Annotated in this window: 21 protein-coding genes; 6 read left to right on the top strand and 15 right to left on the bottom strand. The window is 70.9% G+C overall.

Translation table 11 applies throughout. The annotated features are described in order from the left end of the window. Position 1: 1 nt before the first annotated feature. The 8 genes from ACFRCG_RS10355 to ACFRCG_RS10320 all read right to left on the bottom strand — a co-directional run bounded on the left by ACFRCG_RS10355 (position 2) and on the right by ACFRCG_RS10320 (position 7,184). A complete protein-coding gene (locus ACFRCG_RS10355) occupies positions 2–1,000 on the bottom strand; it encodes an ATP-binding protein (RefSeq protein ID WP_380030378.1) in 999 nt (332 codons plus the stop codon). A 68-nt stretch (positions 1,001–1,068) separates the two neighbouring features. After that, positions 1,069–1,503 carry an anti-sigma regulatory factor gene (locus ACFRCG_RS10350; RefSeq protein ID WP_380030376.1) on the bottom strand — a complete coding sequence of 145 codons (435 nt, stop codon included), beginning with the start codon at positions 1,501–1,503 and terminating at the stop codon, positions 1,069–1,071. Then, entirely contained in the window at positions 1,500–1,898 is a 399-nt protein-coding gene (locus tag ACFRCG_RS10345; protein WP_078980827.1) for an STAS domain-containing protein, read from the bottom strand. Before ACFRCG_RS10345 ends, ACFRCG_RS10350 begins: the two co-directional genes overlap by 4 nt. Further along, positions 1,895–2,728 carry an STAS domain-containing protein gene (locus ACFRCG_RS10340; RefSeq protein ID WP_380030474.1) on the bottom strand — a complete coding sequence of 278 codons (834 nt, stop codon included), beginning with the start codon at positions 2,726–2,728 and terminating at the stop codon, positions 1,895–1,897. Before ACFRCG_RS10340 ends, ACFRCG_RS10345 begins: the two co-directional genes overlap by 4 nt. 197 nt (positions 2,729–2,925) lie before the next feature. Then, positions 2,926–3,759: a DUF1295 domain-containing protein gene (locus tag ACFRCG_RS10335; protein WP_380030374.1), complete on the bottom strand. Its 834-nt coding sequence runs from the start codon at positions 3,757–3,759 to the stop codon at positions 2,926–2,928. A gap of 103 nt (positions 3,760–3,862) precedes the next feature. After that, the gene (locus ACFRCG_RS10330; protein ID WP_380030373.1) at positions 3,863–5,137 is read right to left on the bottom strand and encodes a class I SAM-dependent methyltransferase; all 1,275 of its coding nucleotides are present in this window, start codon (positions 5,135–5,137) and stop codon (positions 3,863–3,865) included. Further along, on the bottom strand, positions 5,134–5,916 hold the full coding sequence (locus ACFRCG_RS10325) for a DUF1365 domain-containing protein (protein ID WP_380030371.1): 783 nt from the start codon (positions 5,914–5,916) through the stop codon (positions 5,134–5,136). The genes ACFRCG_RS10330 and ACFRCG_RS10325 overlap by 4 nt, the downstream gene beginning before the upstream one ends. Beyond that, the gene (locus ACFRCG_RS10320; RefSeq protein WP_380030473.1) at positions 5,913–7,184 is read right to left on the bottom strand and encodes an NAD(P)/FAD-dependent oxidoreductase; all 1,272 of its coding nucleotides are present in this window, start codon (positions 7,182–7,184) and stop codon (positions 5,913–5,915) included. Before ACFRCG_RS10320 ends, ACFRCG_RS10325 begins: the two co-directional genes overlap by 4 nt. 275 nt (positions 7,185–7,459) lie before the next feature. Between ACFRCG_RS10320 and ACFRCG_RS10315 the strand changes: the two genes are divergently transcribed. Next, a complete protein-coding gene (locus tag ACFRCG_RS10315; protein ID WP_380030369.1) occupies positions 7,460–8,080 on the top strand; it encodes a carbonic anhydrase in 621 nt (206 codons plus the stop codon). A gap of 64 nt (positions 8,081–8,144) precedes the next feature. On the opposite strand, the gene ACFRCG_RS10310 is transcribed toward ACFRCG_RS10315, so the two are convergent. Together ACFRCG_RS10310 and ACFRCG_RS10305 are read right to left on the bottom strand one after the other, a co-directional pair. Then, positions 8,145–9,131: an L-threonylcarbamoyladenylate synthase gene (locus tag ACFRCG_RS10310; protein WP_380030368.1), complete on the bottom strand. Its 987-nt coding sequence runs from the start codon at positions 9,129–9,131 to the stop codon at positions 8,145–8,147. A gap of 175 nt (positions 9,132–9,306) precedes the next feature. Next, a complete protein-coding gene (locus tag ACFRCG_RS10305; protein WP_380030472.1) occupies positions 9,307–10,230 on the bottom strand; it encodes an NmrA family NAD(P)-binding protein in 924 nt (307 codons plus the stop codon). Between the two features lie 104 nt (positions 10,231–10,334). Here ACFRCG_RS10305 and ACFRCG_RS10300 point away from each other — a divergent pair, with 104 nt between their 5' ends. Continuing rightward, positions 10,335–10,898, top strand: a complete 564-nt coding sequence (locus ACFRCG_RS10300) for a TetR/AcrR family transcriptional regulator (RefSeq protein ID WP_380030367.1) — start codon at positions 10,335–10,337, stop codon at positions 10,896–10,898. A gap of 122 nt (positions 10,899–11,020) precedes the next feature. On the opposite strand, the gene ACFRCG_RS10295 is transcribed toward ACFRCG_RS10300, so the two are convergent. Together ACFRCG_RS10295 and ACFRCG_RS10290 are read right to left on the bottom strand one after the other, a co-directional pair. After that, positions 11,021–11,572, bottom strand: a complete 552-nt coding sequence (locus ACFRCG_RS10295) for a hypothetical protein (RefSeq protein ID WP_380030471.1) — start codon at positions 11,570–11,572, stop codon at positions 11,021–11,023. A gap of 183 nt (positions 11,573–11,755) precedes the next feature. Next, the gene (locus ACFRCG_RS10290; protein WP_380030366.1) at positions 11,756–12,670 is read right to left on the bottom strand and encodes an MBL fold metallo-hydrolase; all 915 of its coding nucleotides are present in this window, start codon (positions 12,668–12,670) and stop codon (positions 11,756–11,758) included. Between the two features lie 101 nt (positions 12,671–12,771). On the opposite strand from ACFRCG_RS10290, the gene ACFRCG_RS10285 reads away from it, so the two are divergent. The 4 genes from ACFRCG_RS10285 (at position 12,772) to ACFRCG_RS10270 (ending at position 17,167) form a co-directional block, all read left to right on the top strand. Beyond that, a complete protein-coding gene (locus ACFRCG_RS10285; protein ID WP_380030365.1) occupies positions 12,772–13,701 on the top strand; it encodes an AraC family transcriptional regulator in 930 nt (309 codons plus the stop codon). Between the two features lie 119 nt (positions 13,702–13,820). Continuing rightward, entirely contained in the window at positions 13,821–14,180 is a 360-nt protein-coding gene (locus ACFRCG_RS10280) for a hypothetical protein (RefSeq protein ID WP_380030364.1), read from the top strand. Positions 14,181–14,456: 276 nt separating this feature from the next. Further along, the gene (locus tag ACFRCG_RS10275; protein WP_380030363.1) at positions 14,457–16,154 is read left to right on the top strand and encodes an FAD-binding oxidoreductase; all 1,698 of its coding nucleotides are present in this window, start codon (positions 14,457–14,459) and stop codon (positions 16,152–16,154) included. A gap of 287 nt (positions 16,155–16,441) precedes the next feature. Next, positions 16,442–17,167: an alpha/beta fold hydrolase gene (locus tag ACFRCG_RS10270; protein WP_380030362.1), complete on the top strand. Its 726-nt coding sequence runs from the start codon at positions 16,442–16,444 to the stop codon at positions 17,165–17,167. 81 nt (positions 17,168–17,248) lie between these two features. Here the strand turns inward: ACFRCG_RS10270 and ACFRCG_RS10265 are convergent, their stop codons facing one another. The 3 genes from ACFRCG_RS10265 to ACFRCG_RS10255 all read right to left on the bottom strand — a co-directional run bounded on the left by ACFRCG_RS10265 (position 17,249) and on the right by ACFRCG_RS10255 (position 19,013). Continuing rightward, positions 17,249–17,668 carry an ATP-binding protein gene (locus tag ACFRCG_RS10265; protein ID WP_380030470.1) on the bottom strand — a complete coding sequence of 140 codons (420 nt, stop codon included), beginning with the start codon at positions 17,666–17,668 and terminating at the stop codon, positions 17,249–17,251. Positions 17,669–17,911: 243 nt separating this feature from the next. Next, the gene (locus tag ACFRCG_RS10260; RefSeq protein WP_380030361.1) at positions 17,912–18,424 is read right to left on the bottom strand and encodes a universal stress protein; all 513 of its coding nucleotides are present in this window, start codon (positions 18,422–18,424) and stop codon (positions 17,912–17,914) included. A 76-nt stretch (positions 18,425–18,500) separates the two neighbouring features. Then, a complete protein-coding gene (locus ACFRCG_RS10255; protein ID WP_380030360.1) occupies positions 18,501–19,013 on the bottom strand; it encodes an HPP family protein in 513 nt (170 codons plus the stop codon). Positions 19,014–19,074: the final 61 nt, after the last annotated feature.

Genomic DNA, 19,074 nt, shown 5'->3' with positions numbered 1-19,074 from the left:
ATCAACCGGTCCTTCGGGGCGCCCTGACCGCCACGACACACGCGTCGTCGGCGCGAGTGCCCGCGTCGCGCAGCAGCGTCGCCGCGACCACGAGCGGTGTGTGCGACGTCAGACCGGGAGCGTCGGCGGCGCGTCCGCGTTCGGTCAGTCCGTCGGAGTGCAGCACGACCATCGCTCCGTCGGGCAGGTCGTACTCGAACACGCGCCGGGTGCGCGCGTGCTGGCCGGCGATGCCGGGCAGGGAGACCATGCCCCGGCGGGGCCCGTCACTCAGGATCGTGCCGGAGACGTTGCCGATGCCGCAAAAGCGTACGACGCCGCCGGCCGCGTCGAGTTGTGCGATGGAGAGCGCGCCGCCGCGGGTGCCGCTCATCGCCCGATGCAGGTGATCGGCGTAGGCGTCGGGCCCTCCTGGGGGAGCGGCCTCGAAAGCCTGCACCGCGGCGTCGGAGGCGCGTGCGGCCATCGCGCCGTGCCCCAGGCCGTCGCACAACATGACGGTGGTCGTTCCCTCGTCGACACGCACGGCGTACGCGTCGCCACACACCGTCTCGCCGCTGATCGGCCGGGTCAGTCCGGCCACCTCGTCCCATGCCGCGTCATCCGCCGTCCGGCTCCGAAAGCGCAGGGCCAACGTGACTCCACGACCGGGGAGCGAGAACAGGTCGGCGTCGTCCGCCATGCGCAGGATGCCGCCCAGGCCGATACCGAGAGTGCCGCGGCTCGAGTTGCCGTCCGTGCTCGCCCACGCGACGTCGGAGATCCCGGGGCCACTGTCGACGGCCACCACCTCGATCGCGACGCGCGCGCCCGAATACACCGACCGCAGCAGCACCGCGCCGTCGTCCGCATGCCGGTGCAGGTTCGTGGCGGCCTCCAAAACCACGATCCCGATCTCCTCGGAACGCACGGCGTCGAAGCCCAGACGATGCGCGAGCGCGGCCGCGGCGCGCCGCACCGCGGCCGGCATGCTCGGATCGCCGTGGCGAAACCAGGACACGTCCGTCGCTCGTGCGGGCCTTGGCGACCTGCTTTTCTCGCGGTCCGCGGGTCCGTTCGTACCGGTGGTCATCGCGACCACTTCACGATCTGCACGCGCGTGCCGCCCCCGACCTCGGTGTCGATGTCGAAGTCGTCGACGAGTCGACGTGCCCCGCTCAGTCCCAGACCCATGCCGTCGCCACTGGTCCAGCCGTCCGTCAGGGCCTGGTCGAGGTCCGGGATGCCCGGGCCCTCGTCGACGAACCGCACCCGCACCCCGCGCCGCCGACCCTTTTCCACGACCCACAGGTAGGCCGTGCCCCCGCCGCCGTGGATGAGTGTGTTGCGGGCGAGTTCGCTGGCCGCCGTGACCAGTTTGGTCTGATCGACCAGGGACAGGCCGATGCGCTGCGCCGACTCCCGCACCGCCTGACGGGTGCGCACCACGTCGTCATTGCCGCTGATCGGTTGGATCTGGGCCTCGGCATCCCCGTCCGTGGGGCCGGCGCTCGGCGTGGTCATCCGCCGGACACGTCGATCGAGGCGTCGCCGAACAGGTTCGCCCGCCGACGTGCCAACAATGCCAGTCCCTTCTCCAGGTCGAGCGCCGTGTGCACCCCACCCATCGACAGCCCCAGTTCCACCAGCGTGATCGCCACCGCGGGCCGCATGCCCACCACCACGGTCTCCGCGTCGAGCATGCGCGAGACGGCCGCGATCGTGGCGAACATGCGGCCGATGAAGGAATCGACGATCTCGACGGCGGAGATGTCGATGGCGACGCCGTGCGCACCCGTTCGCACGATGCGTTCGGACAGGTCCTCCTGCAACGCGAGCACGCTCTCGTCCTGGAGGTCGACCTGGATCGACACCAACAGGACGTCACCGATCTTCAGGATCGGCACACGTTCCATCACGACCTCCGGGCAGGCGAGGAACGAGGCGCCTCCACCCCGCTGCGGCGCAGGGCGTGGGACAGCGCGTCGGCGAGCGAGGCCTTCGTGGCGATGTCCCCGAACTCGATGCCCAGTGCGACGATGGTCTGCGCGATCTGCGGGCTGATCCCGGAGATGGTGCACTCGGCGCCCATCAGGCGCGCGGCCACGACGGTCTTCAACAGGTGCTGGGCGACCTGGGTGTCGACGGCCGGGACGCCGGTGATGTCGATGATCGCCTGTTCCGAGCCCGTGTCCACCAGGGCCTGGAGCAGCTTCTCCATCACCACCTGGGTGCGCGCCGAATCGAGGGTGCCCACCAACGGCACCGCCACGACTCCGTCCCACAGCTTCACCACCGGGGTGGACAACTCCAGCAGTTGTTCCGTCTGGTCGGAGATGACCTCCTCGCGTGCCCTGGAGTACGTCTCGAACGTGAACAGGCCGAACGCGTCCAGCAGCCGCGCGAGCCTTTCCGCGGTCTGGTAGTTCGCCAGCGACGGCTGCTCGTTCGCGACGAGGTCGAAGACCACTTCCTTCAGCCCGAACACGCCGATGGCGGTCTCGGACGGCGTGAAGCCCTGCCGGGCCCGATTGCGGGACAATTCCGACAACAGGGCTCGCAGCTCGCCGAACGACTCGCTCCCGGAAGCCTCCAACTCGTCGTCCCGGGTCCCGGCCTGGAGCCCGGCGAGCAGCGCCGAGAACAGCTCCCGCAACTCGCCGGTGACCTCGGCCCCGGACACACGTCCGCGCAGGCTCCCGGCCACCTTCGCCGACCAGCGCTCCGTCAGCGCGGTCTCGTTCGACATCAACAGGTCCAAAACCCTGAGGCGAACCCCGATGTCGCCCTGTTCAGCCACGAACGTGCTCCCCTCAAAGCATCCATTGTCATACGACAACGAAGCCTAGGCCATGGGGCGAGCCGCCCCGAAGGCACCCGGGACCAACCGCCGCCCGGGCCCGCCCACCGGCCGGAGCGCATGCGGTGGGAGCGGGCCGTCGAGGATCACCGCCGCGGCTTCCGGGGTGTCGTGGTGGCCGGAGCGCGACGGGGCGGCAGCGGCAGGAAGCCGCTGGTGCGGTCGGCGTACTCGATCCAACCGGGTCGCTCGGCGGCCATTTGCCGCTCAAGCATCGGCTTCCCGCTGCCGAAAGCGAGCAGATAGGTCATCAACAGCGGACTGAGGACGAAAGCCCAACCGACGGCCGTGTCGGCGACGAGCAGGAACAGACCCCACCACACACACGCGTCGCCGAAATAATTCGGATGGCGCGTATAGCGCCACAGGCCGCGGTCCATGACGCGATCCCGGTTGGCCGGGTCGGACTTGAACCGCGCGAGCTGCCGGTCTCCCACCCCCTCGAAGAACAGGCCGACCGCCCACAGGGCCGCACCCGCCCAGGCGAGCGCGCCGGGCGCGGACGAAACGTACTGCGTCGCCTGGACGGGCAGCGAAACGAACCACACGATGCTCGCCTGGAGCAGGTAGACCATCCGCAGCGCGTACCGGGTACGGGCCGGGCCCTCGGGTGCCCGCGAGAGCATGCGGGCGTAGCGGCGGTCCTCCGGTGCGCCCCTGGCCCGCCACCCGATGTGCGCGGACAATCGACTTCCCCACAGCACGACCAACACGGTGGCCAGTCCTCGACGCGTCGGGTCCCCGTGCCCGGCGGACAGGACGTACCCGGTGGCCGCCACTGCGACGAACGCCAACCCCCAGGCGACATCCACGCCGCGGTGTCGCCCGGTGCGCGCACCGACGACGAACGCGGCGAGGAATACGCCCAGGGTGACCGCGGCGGTGATGACGAGGTTGGCGGAGAAGGCGGCCTCGTTCACGGTGGCTCCTCATATCGACGGGTGGCGAGAACTCGATGCCCGGACGGCGTGGACGATTCGCCCGGTCGAGGCGTCGGCACATCGCCGAGCACCGTCGCCGGGTTCATGGCGTCGATTCCTCGCGGGTCAGTACGAGTTGGTGGACGTCCAGGTAGCCGCTGCGGAATCCGGCCTCCGAGTAGGCGAGGTACAGCTCCCACGTGCGGCGGAAGACCTCGTCGAAGCCGAGGGCGGCGACGTCGCGCGCGTGTGCGGCGAAGCGCTCGCGCCACAACCGCAGGGTCTCGGCGTAGTGCGGGCCGTACGCCTGAACGCTCACCACGCGCAGCCGGGTGTGCTGGGCGGCGCTCTCGACGATCGCCCGCACGGACGGGATGAGGCCCCCCGGGAAGATGTACTTGAGGATCCACGTCTGGGTATCCGCGGCGGCGAGCATGCGCTGATGCGGCATGGTGATCGCCTGGAGGGCCACCCGGCCGCCGGGTGCCAGTCGACGGTCGAGGGCGGTGAAGTAGTCGGGCCAGAACGGCCGGCCGACGGCCTCGATCATCTCGACGCTGACCACGGCGTCGTAGGTGCCTTCGGCCTCGCGGTAGTCGCAGAGCCGGACCTCGGCCCGGTGTTGTTGTCCGGCGTCGGCGATCCGTCGCCGGGCCAGGGCGAGTTGTTCTTCGGAGAGGGTCAGGCTGACCACCCGGGCGCCGCGGGCCGCGGCGCGCATCGCGAGTTCGCCCCAGCCGGTGCCGATCTCCAGCACCCGGGTGTCGCGGCCGACGCGCGCGAGGTCGAGCAACCGGTCGATCTTGCGGTGTTGCGCGGCCGGCAATCCCGCGAAGCCGGCCATCGGCCTGCCGTCGGGCCCGGTCGGGAAGAGCGCCGAGGAGTAGGTCAGCGTCGGGTCGAGGAACAGGGCGAACAGCTCGTTGGAGAGGTCGTAGTGGCGGTGGATGTTGCGTCTGGCGTTCGCGGCGGTGGGCAGGTCCTCGCGCGGCGGCCGTCGAACGTGCAGTCGCCTCAGCCGCTGCGCGAATCCCGGTACGAGGGTCTGCGGGTCGGTGGCGAGCGCGGTGAGGAGGGCGACGAGGTCGGGACTGGCCCAGTCGCCGGCCTGGTAGGCCTCGCCGAAGCCGATCAGGCCGCTCTCGCCGACGCGGTGCGCGAACGCGCGCGGACGGTGCAGACGCAGAACCGGTGCACCGGGCGGGGCCGGGCGCAGGACGCGGCCGTCGGGGCCTTCGACGCGCAGGGCGCGGCGGGCGGCGACGCGGTCCAGGAGGCGTTCGACGACGGCCGCGCGCAGCGGAGCGTGCGGTACGCGGGCGACGTCGGGCCAACGGTCGGGGTGGACGACAGGCGTCGGCGAGGCCTGGGTGGTCACGGGTCGGGCACCTCTTCGGGGGGCGTGGGGTTCACGGCCGATGGATCGGAGCCGGGTCGGGGATGGACGGGAAGGCCGCGCAGCCACAGACGCACGCCCCGGTAGCGGATGTGCAGGCTCACGGCCCAGGTGGCGAAAGGGTGGGTGAGCGCGGCACGCAGCAGGGCGATGGGGCTCGCGGGTCGACCGGTGCCGTGGACGGTGGCGGTGAAGGCCCGAACGCCCGCGTGCTCGAAGTGGACGGCCAGGTCCAGGTGTGCGCCCGGCTCGGGCAGGACCAACCGGTAGTGCCCGTCGACGGGGAAGAACGGCGAGACGGGAAACTCCTTGGCGGTTCGGGCCCGACCCGCGGGATCCGGGCGCAGGAGGTAGCGGTGCCGGCCACCGTGGGTGTTGTGCACCTCGGCGACGGTGCACAGCGGACGGCCCTGGTCGTCGCGGCACCAGTACACGGTCAGCGGGTTGAAGACGTATCCGAGGGAACGCGCCTGGGTGAGCATCAGCACCCGGCCGGTGCCGAGCCGCACGCCTCGCTCGGCCAGGTAGCGCGCCAGGTCCTGACGGATCGTCAGTTCCGGGCGGGTGGCGTCCTGGATGTGGTCGCTCGGCCGAAATCGCGCCAGGGGCCGCAGCGGTCGGGGCACGACCGGAGGTCGGTCCGGGTCGATCAGCCACAGGTATCCGCGGTGGTGGAAGGCGTTTCGGTGAGGTGTGGTGCGCACGTGGGTGATGCGGGTGTCGTAGAGGACGGCGCCCCAGGGGCCGGGCGGGATGTTCACGGTGCGCTCACTCCCAGCAGGGATCCGGCCGCCTCGATGCCGGAGCGGCAGCCGTCCTCGTGGAATCCCCAGCCGTGGTACGCGCCGGCGAACGCGGTACGCCCGCCGGCCAGTTCGGGCAGGCGGCGCTGGGCGGCGACGGTGCGTGCGGTGTAGACGGGATGCTCGTACACGGTGCGAGAGAGCACCAGGTGTTCGGGGATCGGGTGCCGCGGGTCCTCGTTGAGGGTGACCAGGTAGTCTCCGACGCCTTCCAGGCTCGACAGCCGGTTGAGGTGGTAGCTGACCCGCACCCGATCGGAGGGGGCGGAGCAGTGCGGCATGCGGTAGTTCCAGGAGCCGCGGGCCGATCGCGCGCGGGGCAGGACGGTGGAATCGCGGTGCAGCACCGTGGGGTTGCGCGAGTAGGTGAAGGCGCCGAGGATCTCGCGCTCGCCCGCGGTGGGGTCCGCGAGGAGCCGTAGAGCCTGGTCGGCGTGGGTGGCGACGACGACGGCGTCGGCCGGGGTGCCGCGTCCGTCGTCGGTGATCACGGTGACGCCGTCACTGTGGCGGCGTACCGCCCGGACCGGGGCAGAGCGGTGCACGGTGGTGAGGCGCTCGGCGATCTTGTCGACGTAGGTTCGGGAGCCTCCGACGACCGTGCGCCAGGTCGGTGAACCGCTCACGCCGAGCATGCCGTGGTTGGCGAGAAAGACGAAGAGGTAGCGCGCGGGGTAGTCGCCGGCCACATCGGGGGCGCAGGACCACACGGCCGCGACCACCGGGGTGATGAAGTGGTGCACGAAGTAGGTCGAGAACCGCTCGGACGCGAGGAACTCGCGGAGGGTGGGATCACCCGCCGCAGGGTCGGCGAGCAGGCGGCGGGCGGCCCGGTGGAAGCGTGGTACTTCGGCGAGAAGCCGCAGATATCTGCCACGCAGCACGACATCGGGCCGGCCGAGCAGCCCGAGCAGGCCGCGGGCGCCCGCGTATTCGAGGCCGCACCCGTCGCAGCGCACGGACATGCTCATGTCGCTGTCCCGGGTGCGCACTCCCAGTTCCGCGAACAGTCGCACCAGGTGCGGGTAGGTCCGCTCGTTGTGCACCAGGAAGCCGGTGTCGAGCGCCGATACCCGGCCGTCGGGCTCCACGACGGTGCGGGTGTGCGCGTGGCCGCCCAGGCGCCCGTCGGCCTCGAACAGTTCGACGTCGATGCCCGCCCGGGACAACTCGTACGCGGCGGTGAGGCCGGCCACCCCTGAACCCACCACCGCCACCCGGCCCATGCGCGCGCCGGAGCGTGCGGGTGGATGGCCCACGGAGGTGGAGACGGTGTCGAACATCGATGCGATCGCCCCTCGCGTCGGGACCGCGGCGCGGTCGCCTCGGTCTCCTTCGCGGGATCTTCGGAGCGGATCGACGCGCGGATTGGTCCGTCGTCGTGACGAATGTCGACCGACGCGCACGTTGACACCGGGCGTCGGTGTCCGCGGACCTCGAAGGTCGCCCACCCACCGACCGCCTCATCAACCTCACTGGTCCATACACATAGGCTGCGGCCATGACCGACCTACAGACCCCCCGCGAAGCCTTCGACCTGCTGTTGGCCGGAAATCAACGCTTCGTCTCGGGCTCTCCCGAGCATCCGAACCAGGACGCCGCCCGCCGCGCCGAGACCGCTCCCTCCCAGCAGCCCTTCGCCGTGCTGTTCGGGTGTTCCGACTCCCGACTGGCCGCCGAGATCATCTTCGATCGAGGGCTGGGCGATTTGTTCGTGGTGCGCACCGCCGGGCATGTCGTCGGCGCGGAGGTGCTCGGCTCCGTCGAGTTCGGCGTGAGCGTCCTCGACGCGCCGCTGGTCGTCGTCCTGGGCCACGACTCGTGTGGAGCCATCGCCGCGGCCAACTCCGCCTTGGAGGACGGGCGGACGCCGGGTGGCTTCCTGCGCGACGTCGTCGAACGGGTGACCCCGAGCGTGCTCGCGGCCCGCGCCGCCGGACGCGAGAGCGCCGACGAGATCCTGGCCGAGCACATCGAGCACACCGTCGACCTCCTGCTGGAACGCTCCCACGTCCTGGCCGAGCGAGTGGCCGCAGGGCGCGTCGCCGTGGTGGGCCTGTCCTACCGGCTGGCCGACGGCAGCGCCCGCCTCGTCGCCTCCCGCGGACTCGACGAGGCGTGAACACTCCGGCCATCGCCGCGTGACGCGGATGCCGCAGCGCACCCAGACCCATCGCGATCAGCGGTTACGGGGTGGGTCGGGGTCCTGCGGCACGGCGGAGCCGGTTGGCGATCGCCAGTCCCAGTCCCTCCTCCTCCGGCAGGGACGCGATGATGAGGTCGCATCCCTGTCGGTCGAGTTGGCGCAGGAACCCGTACAGCCCGCGCGCGTAGGCGGCCGTCGAAGCAGGCACCGCCACCACGGCGTGGGCCTTCACCTGCGTGCCGGTGAGGGATGCCGGCAGGAAGACGCCCACCCGGTGTCCCAGATCCCGAGCGAGTTCCGCTTCGGTGACGATCTTCTCGGGCTCGACGAGGACGACGCGCGCCTGCGGCGCGTAGTGGGACGGATGCCGGCCCGGTACTGGAATGGGGCTGGTCGACGGGACCGCGAGCGGGAACCCCAGCACCGCTTCGAGGTCCTCGCGCGTCACCCCGCCGGGCCGCAGGATGCTCGGGACGTCCCCCGTGACGTCGACGATGGTGGACTCGACACCGACCTCGCAGGGACCGCCGTCCAGGACGAAGTCGACGGCCTCCCCGAACTCGGCACGCACGTCGTCCGCCGTGGTGGGACTGACCCGGCCGAACCGGTTGGCGGACGGCGCCGTCACACCCCCGCCGAACGTCGCCAGCAGCGCGAGCGCCACGGGATGGTCGGGCACGCGCACGGCGACCGTCTCCAGGCCACCGGTTGCTTCGAGGGGCACCCGGCCGCCGCGCCGCAGAACCAGCGTGAGCGGCCCCGGCCAGAAGTGTTCGGCCAGCAGGCGCGCCGTCGCGGGCACGTCCCGCACCCAGTCGTCCAGGTGCTCCGCCCCGCCGATGTGGACGATGAGCGGATGCGAGGGCGGACGTCCCTTGACCTGGAAGATGCGCGCGACGGCGGCGGGGTCCTCGGCGTCGGCGCCCAGTCCGTAGACGGTTTCGGTGGGCAGGGCCACCAGGCCGCCGGCGCGCAGCACGGCCGCCGCCTTCTCGATGTCATCGATGCTTGCCGTCACCCTCGTCATCCAATCACGGCTTCGCGATCGGAAAGAAACGGGGCCGCTGCCGGATCAAGTCGTGTGCCCCCGACGGTGGTCGCCCTGGTACCGACTCGGCGGCTCGGCCGGCGAGTGCCACACCGACGCCGTCCCCGGCCCGGCCGCACTCCGGTGATCACACTGCGATGGATCGTGCTCCCGCTCAGGCGGCGGTTCGCAGATGCTCGTGCGCCCACTCTTCGAAGCCGGTCGGCTCGATGCCCAGCGCACGAGCGAACTGCGGCCGGGCCGGCTGGCCGACCACCTGGATGAACTCGTGCGTGGCACCCATGTCTCCCATGCCCGCCGCACGGGCCTGTTCCTCGGTCATGTCCGGGGCACTCAGCGGGACTCCGACGGCGCGGGAGAGGATCTCGGCGATTTCGGCCATGGTCAGGTAGTCGCCGGCGAGCTCCAGTTCCACTCGATGAAACTCGGCGGGGGCGGACATGGCAGCCGCCGCCGCTCGGCCCACGTCCTTGGCTGCCACGAGTGCCAGGTGCGTGCTCGGTTTGACGACGGTGACCAGTCCTCCCTCGAGGCCGCGGGGGAAGTAGAACCGCATGGACGGCTCGAAGTTCTCCATGAAGAACGACGGTTTGAGCAACGTCCAATACGTGAAGTCGAGTTCGCGCAGCCGGTCCTGGATCGCGGCCTTCGTACCGAGCGGGGCTTCCAGCGCCGCCCACCGTCCTTCGGCCCAGCCCGGGGCCTCGACGTGCTGTCCCACGCCGCTGGTGGAGGACTGGACGAACTGTTCCACACCGGCGGCCCGCGCAGTCGTCATGAGGTTGTCCGCCTGGCGGACCTCGCCGGCGAAGTCGAACCCCTGCTCGGTGTACGCGGGCATCTGCACGGAGAAGACGGCCCGCACACCGTCCACGGCCGCCTCAAGGGTCGCCGGTTCGGTGAGATCGCCCACGAACAGGTGGGCGCCGAGTTCTTCGACGGCTCGTGCTCGCGGCGTATTCGGATCGCGCACCAGGGCGCGCACCGGTGTTCCCCGCGCGAGCAGGACGCGGGCGACGGCACCGCCTTGACGGCCGGTGGCGCCGGTGACGAGAACGGGTATCGCGGCATTGGTCATGTGCACGTCTTCTCCTCGGCGGCCACGCGGCATAAACGGCGGGGCCCGCCGTTTCGTGTTCTACGATACGGTGGGGTCCGCCGTTTATCAATGTTGGGGAGACCATGACCGGCCAGCGTTCGGACGCCCGCCGTAACCGCACGCACATCCTCGCCGTGGCCGAGGCCGAGGTGGCGGCCCAGGGGGCCCAGGCGTCCCTGGAGCGGATCGCCCGGATCGCGGGAGTCGGATCAGCCACCGTGCGGCGCCACTTCCCCACCCGCAAGGCCCTGCTCGAAGCCGTCTTCGAACAGCGCGTCCACGACCTGTGTGATCGCGCCCATACGCTCAGCGGCGAGCACGACAGCCGCTCCGCGCTGGTGGAATGGCTGCGCGAGCTGCTTGCCTACTCGCTCGCCGCACGCGGTCTGGCAGACGTCCTCTCCTACGAGCCCCTCGGGAAGGAGGCCACCCCGGACTCCTGCGGGCCGGCCATCGGTGCGGCCGGAGCCGTGCTGCTGCGCAAGGCCATCGACGACCGGACCGTCCGGGCGGACATCACCATCGACGATCTGCTCGTACTGATCGTCGGAATCGCCCTGGCCACCGAGAGTCACGCCGACCCGGCGATGCGGGCCGACCGCGCCTTCCGGCTGGCCGTCGCGGGCTTCGGCGCCGACGGCACCTGAGGTCGCGGTGGACAGGATGGCGAGCTGCCGGCGTGCGCCCTCCGCCCAGGCATCGGTGCGGTCGCCCGGGCTGGATCGACGGTGGCCTCATCCGCTCCCGGATGACCCCACAAGCGTGATCATCAACAACGAGTGGTGTGCTTCCCGGTCCAGCCGGTGGCGGTCGCGACCTCGCGCGCGATGTCCACGACAGGCCGTCCGTCCGTCACCACCCGCACGGTCCCCGCGCAGGCCCGCTGGTCCAGAAGCCGTGCCATACGGACACCGCCTTCCAACTCCTGCTCCAGCTCCGAGCCGAGTTCCCGGCCGACCAGCCGCTCGCCGGCGGTGACGTCGGAAGCGGTGAGCAAGACTCGCGTGATACGCACCCCCGCCCCCATGGCACGCTCGAACATGCCGGTCGTCTCAGGCAGCACACTCGCGGTGTTCGTGTAGATCAGACGGCAGTAGCCGAGCCGGGCGAAGTTCTCCCATACGGCCGTCAGATTCCTCCCCGTGATCTCCGAACGGTTCGGGTCCCCCTCCGGTGCCGGATGCACCTGTCCCATGAAGTCACCATCGATGACCGCATGGGAGACCGCCACGGCGCGCAATATCGCCGAAACCTCCCACCCCACCGTTGTCTTGCCGACACCGGCCCGCCCACCCATGAGCAGTACTTCCGCGTGATCCATGGAAGCAGCCTGCCAGTTGGCCACCCTCTCAGGCGATCCGATATCCATCCATCCGCATGATCACAGCGCCGACCGGCGACATCGCGCGATCTACGGCTGGAGCACCAAACTTCGGCAGGACGTCGACTCGTGCGCGCCGAGCGAATCCCGGAGAGTGCCGGGACCGAGGGAGCGCCCGCACACTCACAGCGTGCGGTAGGCGGCCCACGGTCCGAGAGTGAGGCCGCTCCCCGTGCGTCGGACCTCCACGGCTCCCGCTCCGCCGAAGTGCGCGGGGATCACCAACTCCCGCTCGTCGGCCGCCCGTTCGAGTACGCGCCGTCGACTGGCCGCAGCCCGTACCGGGCCCAGGCACAGGCAACTGCTGCACGCGGGGGCGAGGATCTGTACCGGGCTGTGCACCAAGTCGCCGACCAGGACCGCCCGTTCACCCCCGGAGTCGACCCGCAGCACGGACGAGCCGGGTGTGTGGCCCGGGGCCGACTCCAGCGTGAGAACCGCGTCGATGCGGTGCGCGCCGTCCCACGACACGACCTGTCCGGCCCGGTGGAGGGGAGCGATGCTGTCCTCGTAGATCAGCCGGTCGTCCACGCGCAGTCCGCCCCCGTACGCGTTGGCCGGGCCGAAGTGGAAGTCGTCGGCGGCGGGCAACAGGTATTGCGCGTTGGGGAACGTCGGTACCCACTCGCCCGCGGGGCCCGTGGTGTTCCAGCCGACGTGGTCGGCGTGGAGGTGGGTGTCGACCACGATGTCCACGTCCTCGGGGCGGATTCCGGTGAGCCGGGTCAGCCGGTCGGGGAAGTCGCTGCGCCAGTGGTGGAACACCGACCCCGGACGCTCACGATCGTCACCCACCCCCGGGTCCACCACGATGGTTCGGCCGCCGCTGCGCAGGATCCACGTCTGCAACGCGACCACCGCCTGGTCGTCGTCCGGGTCCCAGTGGTCCGGGGCGAGCCGGTCGCGGTTCTCCTTCCACAATCCCTCCGGCGAGTCGGGGACCAGCGTGCGGGCCGGTACGTACGGCCCCTGCCACTCCACGAGGCGGATGATCTCGACGTCTCCCAGCACGATGCTCGGTGCGTTCTCGATGTCCATGCCGTCGACCCTAGAAAGCATGGATGGAGCTCTCAATGTCTCGAAAGCTCATTCGGATACGCGTACGTCTCACTCCTTCGACTCATGGATACCCTGACCCCATGGATGTCGTGAGCGACGCGATAGGCGCCGTACGGATCGGGCGCCCCTCCTGCACCCGCGTCGGCATCAGCGGAAGCTGGTGCACCCGGCTCGCCCCGTACGACGGCGCGGGTTTCCACGTCGTACTCAAGGGCGGATGCCGCCTGTCGCCCGACGGCCCCGGCCCCTCGCTCCTGCTCGGCACCGGCGACGCGGTACTCCTGCCGCACGGCGCGGGGCACACGATCGCCGACCGCCACGCCGAACCGGACGCCGCCGCGCGGGAACGGGCCGTCCCGTTCGAGCAGTGGCAGGCGACACGTCCCCCCGACCATCCGGCATCGGAGACCGACGAAGTGCGCATGTTGTGCGGCAAGTACCGGCTCGACCGCGCCCGGATGCATCCGCTCATGGCCGAACTGCCCCAGGTCGTACACCTTCCGCACCAGGTGGGCGGCCATCCCGCGCTCCGGTCCGCCATCGACCTGCTGGGCCGGGAACTGGGCGAACGGCAGCCCGGGGCCTGCGTCGCGGTCCCCAGCCTGCTCGACCTACTCCTCGTCTACATGATCCGCGCGTGGATGAGTGAGGACACGACGGGAACCTGGCCGACCGTACTGGGCGATCCGGTGACCGCCGCCGCACTCAGGGCTCTGCACTCCGATCCCGCGGCGCCCTGGACCAACGACCGCCTCGCCGCCGAGGTCGGCGTGTCGCGCCCCACTCTGGCAAGGCGATTCGCCGTCCTGGTCGGCCGCCCCCCGATGAACTACCTCACCTGGTGGCGCCTCACCCTCGCCGCAACCCTCCTGCGCGACACCCCCGACTCCCTGGCCACCATCGCCCGCCAGGTCGGCTACGGCACCCCCTACGCGCTCTCCCACGCCTTCAACCGCGAGTTCCACACCACCCCGGGACGCTACCGCGCGGCGCCGTCCCGACCGGAGTGACCACGAGCCGACCACCGGCGCCGCCGGGAGGGCGCCGCCGCGCCGGTATGGCCGCAGCGACCGTCGACCGGGTCGAGCGGAGGGTCCCGAACGCCGGGCGGCGAACGTACGATCACCGTGTGTCGATCATCGGCCGGTTCGGCGGGCCCGGACCGGAGAAGGGCCTGACCCGGTTGTGCCGGCTCCTCGGGTCGTTCCAGTACGCCTACCGCAACGACAGCGTCGAGCACGCGCTGTTCCGGATCTTCCGCGACGACGCACCGACCGTTGCGCAACTGCACCGCACTGCCGACGACGAGGTGATCGCAGACCCGCCGGCCCTGACACAGCGGCTCCATGCCTCCGGCGCGCCGGCACGGATGCCTCGCCTGGCCGGCGATCCACCGGTCGGCAGACCGTGGGGCATCACCAACCCGGTGATCTTCGAGCTGGAACCTCGACTCCTACGCCGGCTTCCTCCTCGAGGGCCGCGACCCTGACAAGGCCCGGAAGGAGTTCGTCGCCCTCGCCGCGCGCCTGCGCGATACGGACCACGCCCGCCGGACGGCCTGGTGCGAGACCCACGGGGCATGACGGCCGTCGGCGGATGGACCACGGGGGACTTCCGGCGGTTCCACGCCGGATACGAAGGCTGTAGCGGTCGGCTCGGTCATCCGGCGTGTCCCCGGCCCTCGGGGTGCGGGAGGATCGCCGTATGGGGCGCCGGCGGGCGGGAGTTCGGTCGGCGCCGCAGGTCCGGACAGAGGGAGATCGTGATGAATCCACCCGATCCGAAGCCCTACTCGATCGATCGTCGAGGCTTGCTCGCCGGCGCCGCCGGAGCCGCCGGTGTGTTGGCCGCGGGCGGACCGGCCGGCGCGCTCGGCCCCGAAGCCACCGCCGCGCCCGCCGATCCGACACCGCCCGAGACACCGGCGCCGCCACAGGCAGCCGCATCGCCGGAGGCCACCGCGTTCGGGCCCGTGACGGTGCGGCCGAACGACGCTCGCTACGGCGCGCTGGTGCGTGGCAACAACTTCCGGTTCGTGGGTCGTCCGGGCGAGATCCGGGTGCTCGGCTCGACCGAGCAGGTGGTGCGCGCCGTCTCCGACGCGGTACGCACCGGTCGGCGCATCGCGGTTCGCAGCGGCGGCCACTGCTTCGAGGACTTCACCGCGGACCCGGCCGTACGGATGCTGCTCGACCTGTCACCGATGGACGCGGTCGGATACGACGCCGGACGCGGCGCGTTCGCGGTGCAGCCCGGGGCCACGCTCGGACACGTGTACCGGACCCTGGCCAAGGGTTGGGGTGTGACCATCCCGGCCGGCGGATGCCCCGAGGTGGGCGCCGGTGGCCACTTCGTCGGCGGCGGATACGGGCCGCTGTCGCGCCGCTACGGCTCGGTGGTGGACCATCTGTACGGCGTGGAAGTGGTTGTGGTCGGCCGGGACGGCACCGCGCGGGCGGTGGTCGCGACCCGCGAGGAGGGTGACCCACATCGCGACCTGTGGTGGGCACACACCGGGGCGGGCGGCGGCAACTTCGGTGTGGTCACCCGGTATTGGCTGCGCTCGCCGGACGCCGTGGGCCACGATCCGTCCCACGTGCTGCCGCCCGCGCCGCGCGACATGTTGGAATACCTGGTCGTGTGGGCATGGGACGACCGGATGACCGCGCACGTGTTCACGTCCCTTCTGCGCAACTTCGGCCGCTGGCACGAGCGTTGGAGCGCACCGGACTCGCCGTACGCCGGCCTGTACGCGATCATGCTGCCCAGACACCGCAAGGCCGCGTCCTTCGAGATGATCGTGCAGATCGACGCGGACATCCCGAACGCGGCCGCGATGGTGGCCGACTTCGTGACGGCGATCCGCGGCGACACCGACGTGGAACCGATCGTGAACCGGGGACTGACCATGCCCTGGATGCACCTCACCACCTGGCCCGGCCTGGGCGAACCCGGCGACGTGTTCACCCGTCGGTACAAGCTCAAAGCCGGCTATCTGCGCCGTTCCCTCACCGATACCCAACTCGACACCATCCACCGCTACCTGACCGACGACACCGGCACCGAGCACGGCGGCATGCTGCTCATCGGCTACGGCGGCCGAGTCGGCGCGGTCGCCCCGGACGCCACCGCCATCGCCCAACGCGGCGCGATCATGAAGGCGGTCTACCAGACGCTCTGGCTGAGTGAGGACGACGACGCCGACAATCTGGCCTGGGTCCGCGCCTTCTACCGCGACGTCTACGCCGACACCGGCGGCGCCCCGGTGCCCGGCGAGGTCAGCGACGGCACCTACATCAACTACCCCGACAAGGACCTGGCAGATCCGGCCCGGAACACCTCCGGCGTCCCCTGGTACACCCTCTATTACGGGGCCAACTACCCACGCCTGCAACGCGTCAAGGCCAAGTGGGATCCCCGGGACGTCTTTCGTCACACCCTGTCGATCCGCCCGCCGAGCTGACCGGTCGGATTCCGGGACGGGCTTGAGGGCGTTCCCCGCGCGAGTGGCGGGCACGCCCATGCCGTGGGCGAGGGAGACGAAGTCCGGGTCCTGGCGGGGCAGGTCGAAGAGGCGGGCGGAGGTCTCGGCGGTGGCTCCGACGCGTTGCGGTTCGGCGCGCAGGATCCCTCCCGGCGTGAGCTTCGCTGTCGGTGACCCCAGGCATGCTGTTCCCCATGACACCACCGATATCGGGCGAGGTCCCCGCCGAACCGTCGAGATCCTGTCTGGACGTAGACGGGAGGAGCTTGTCGTTCCTCGACTTCGGCGGGTCGGGGCGTGTCCTCCTCGCCCTGCACGGCCACTTCGACGAAGGCCGCACGTTTACCCGCCTGGCCGAGGAGTTGACGCCCGACTGGCGGGTGATCGCACTGGATCAGCGAGGGCACGGTTTCTCGGACCGTACGGCGGACTACTCCCGCGCAGGGTACGTCGACGATGCGGTGAGGTTGCTGGACCACCTCGGCGTCGACCGGACCGTCGTGCTCGGCCATTCACTGGGCGGGGTCAATGCCTATCAACTCGCCGCTCGCGAGCCGCACCGCGTTGAGGCCTTGATCATCGAGGACATCGGGGTCGAACTGGATCACGACCTCTCGTTCGCTCTTGCCTGGCCGCGTCGGGCGCCGACTCGATCCGGTCTGATCGAAGGGCTCGGTGACTCGGCTCGCTACCTCATGGGTGCCGTGCGTGAGTTCCCTGACGGGTGGGGCCTGGCGTTCGACCGGGAGGACATGGTCCGCTCCGGGCGCCAACAGGTCGGCGACTATTGGAGCCAATGGCTGGCCACCGATTGTGCGGCCCTGCTCATCCACGGCACCCAAAGCGACATCCTCGGATCCGTAGAGGCCAAGGCGATGGCGCAACGCCGCCCCGGAACACGCTTGGCTGAGCTCCCGACCGGCCACACCGTTCATGCGACCGACCCGGTCGCGTTCATCGACGTCGTCCGCGACTTCTTGGAGTCGCTGTGATCCGGGTCGCCTACGGGCACCCGAAGGATCGAGGCGCGACGCGGACGGTTCCGGGGCGGGTGTGGTCCCGGCGGTGGTTCGTCACGGTTGGCGGCCGGCGGGGTCTCCCGCGGGGTCGTCGGCCAAGGCGATGGTGGCGGTGATGCGTTTGCCGACGGGTTCGCGGCGGGCGGTGAAGCCCCGGGCGACGGCCAGGACGATCTCGAGTCCGTGTTGGCCGACCCTGCCCGGGTCGGCGGCGCGGGCGATCGGCAGCGTGGGATCGCCGTCCCACACCGTGACGTCGATCGTGCCGTCCGATGCCTCCAGGGTCAGCGTGCACGGGCCGGGGGCGTGTCTGCGGGCGTTGGTCACCAGTTCGCTGACGACGAGTTGCACCACGCCCATGACGCGGTTCGAGACGGGAAGGCCGTGCACGGCCTGCAAGTCGGTCAGGAAATCACGGGTCAGAGCGCGGGCGGTGGCAATCTCCTCGCCGCCCTCGAACATCGCGGTGACCATGACGGCCACCCCGACCGGCACCCGCCGGTCCCCGTCGTCGACGACCCGAACCATGACGGCCCACCCCGCATCCCCCGTCGCGTGCATCCGAAGAAATCATGCGTGCCCTCGAATCTTCTCTCCATGCCTGCCCGGCCCACGGCGGAGTGAATGGAGTGTCCTGGTCATCGGACCTCGGGGATGGCGTGAACGGGCGACTGCCCGAGCCTGGAGCAGGCTCGGGCAGTCGGGTGACGTGTGGGATCAGGCGTCCGGGGCGGGGACGAACACCACCGGGGTGGCGCTGTGGCGCAGGCAGTACAGCCCGGTGGGCCCGGGAATCGTGGGGCATTCGATGCCGCTGGTGCCCAGTACGAGCAACCGGGCGTCGCGTGCGCGGGCGACCAGGACCTCCCCGGCGCTGCCGTGCAGCGGGGTGGCCACGATGCGCTCCGGCGGGATCGGCACCCGCACCAGGTTGGCCAGCGCGTGCTCCAAGCGCTCGCGGGCCACGGACAGCGGCGCGTCCGGCCGCTCCAGGGTCGGGAGCTCCGGGTCCGCGTCCGTCCATGCCGCGACCACGTCCAGGACGACGCCGAGCTCGGCCGCCTCCCGCGCGGCCCACCGCAGGGCGACCGCGGACCCGTACGAGCCGTCCAGACCGACCACGATCCGACGCTTCGGGTGGTTCTCCGTGCCCTTCTCGGCGGGCGCTTCGCCCTCTCGGGAGGCCATGCCCGTCGTGTCCCGGTCGAAGCGGGTGTCGAGCGATTCCATGTCGAATTCTCCTTCGGGTGATCCTGGTGGTCTCGGTTGCGGGACAACGGCGAACGTCGTGCTCCGGGCGGGCCGATCAGGAGCGGCGCGACGGGGGAAGCACCGGTTCCAACCGGAACAGCACGGGGCCGTGATCCCGGGGGCCGTGCGGTGACGTACGTCCGGCGAGGGCCGCGACGAGGTCGCGGGCGGTCACCAGACCCACCAGGGTGTCGTTGTCGTCGGTGACGGCGACCGCGTCCACCGTGTGCTCGGTCATCACCTCGGCCGCCTCGGCGAGCCCGGCGGAGATCGACACCTGCGGTTGCACGCTGCCGGGCAGGAGCTCGCTCACGTACCGTTCGGAGAGCGAGATCGCCGGAAGCGCACACGCCACCGCGAGTTCGCCGCGCTCCAACAACCCCACGAAGCGGCCGTCCTCGTCCACGACGGGCAGGTGGTGGAATCCGGTGCGCTGGATCAACTCCCAGGCCATCAAAAGGGACTCGTCGCCGACAACGGTGAGCAAAGCCGTGCTCATCACGTCGGCCACGCTCCGCTCCCGCACGGCCTCCTCCGTGGGGAGGGCGGGTCCGCTGCTCGTCCTCATCGCGTTCGCCTCCTGTGGCTCCGGGGCCGCGATCGCGCGGTTCGCCCTGTCTCCACCATCG

The sequence above is a fragment of the Embleya sp. NPDC056575 genome (genome assembly GCF_042793325.1).
In the GTDB taxonomy this organism is placed as follows: Bacteria; Actinomycetota; Actinomycetes; order Streptomycetales; family Streptomycetaceae; genus Embleya.
The sequence above is the reverse complement of the archived record's forward strand: the minus strand, read 5'-3'. Positions and strand labels throughout refer to the sequence as shown.

What these genes read in the sequence shown, in the direction of transcription:
- ACFRCG_RS10265 (WP_380030470.1), bottom strand. Translation starts at nt 17,668, where the DNA reads ATGGTCACCGCGATGTTCGAGGGCGGCGAGGAGATTGCCACCGCCCGC.
- ACFRCG_RS10340 (WP_380030474.1), bottom strand. Translation starts at nt 2,728, where the DNA reads ATGTCGAACGAGACCGCGCTGACGGAGCGCTGGTCGGCGAAGGTGGCC.
- ACFRCG_RS10320 (WP_380030473.1), bottom strand. Translation starts at nt 7,184, where the DNA reads ATGGGCCGGGTGGCGGTGGTGGGTTCAGGGGTGGCCGGCCTCACCGCC.
- ACFRCG_RS10305 (WP_380030472.1), bottom strand. Translation starts at nt 10,230, where the DNA reads ATGACCAATGCCGCGATACCCGTTCTCGTCACCGGCGCCACCGGCCGT.
- ACFRCG_RS10295 (WP_380030471.1), bottom strand. Translation starts at nt 11,572, where the DNA reads ATGGATCACGCGGAAGTACTGCTCATGGGTGGGCGGGCCGGTGTCGGC.
- ACFRCG_RS10255 (WP_380030360.1), bottom strand. Translation starts at nt 19,013, where the DNA reads ATGAGGACGAGCAGCGGACCCGCCCTCCCCACGGAGGAGGCCGTGCGG.
- ACFRCG_RS10315 (WP_380030369.1), top strand. Translation starts at nt 7,460, where the DNA reads ATGACCGACCTACAGACCCCCCGCGAAGCCTTCGACCTGCTGTTGGCC.
- ACFRCG_RS10300 (WP_380030367.1), top strand. Translation starts at nt 10,335, where the DNA reads ATGACCGGCCAGCGTTCGGACGCCCGCCGTAACCGCACGCACATCCTC.
- ACFRCG_RS10275 (WP_380030363.1), top strand. Translation starts at nt 14,457, where the DNA reads ATGAATCCACCCGATCCGAAGCCCTACTCGATCGATCGTCGAGGCTTG.
- ACFRCG_RS10285 (WP_380030365.1), top strand. Translation starts at nt 12,772, where the DNA reads ATGGATGTCGTGAGCGACGCGATAGGCGCCGTACGGATCGGGCGCCCC.
- ACFRCG_RS10350 (WP_380030376.1), bottom strand. Translation starts at nt 1,503, where the DNA reads ATGACCACGCCGAGCGCCGGCCCCACGGACGGGGATGCCGAGGCCCAG.
- ACFRCG_RS10290 (WP_380030366.1), bottom strand. Translation starts at nt 12,670, where the DNA reads ATGGACATCGAGAACGCACCGAGCATCGTGCTGGGAGACGTCGAGATC.
- ACFRCG_RS10310 (WP_380030368.1), bottom strand. Translation starts at nt 9,131, where the DNA reads ATGACGAGGGTGACGGCAAGCATCGATGACATCGAGAAGGCGGCGGCC.
- ACFRCG_RS10260 (WP_380030361.1), bottom strand. Translation starts at nt 18,424, where the DNA reads ATGGAATCGCTCGACACCCGCTTCGACCGGGACACGACGGGCATGGCC.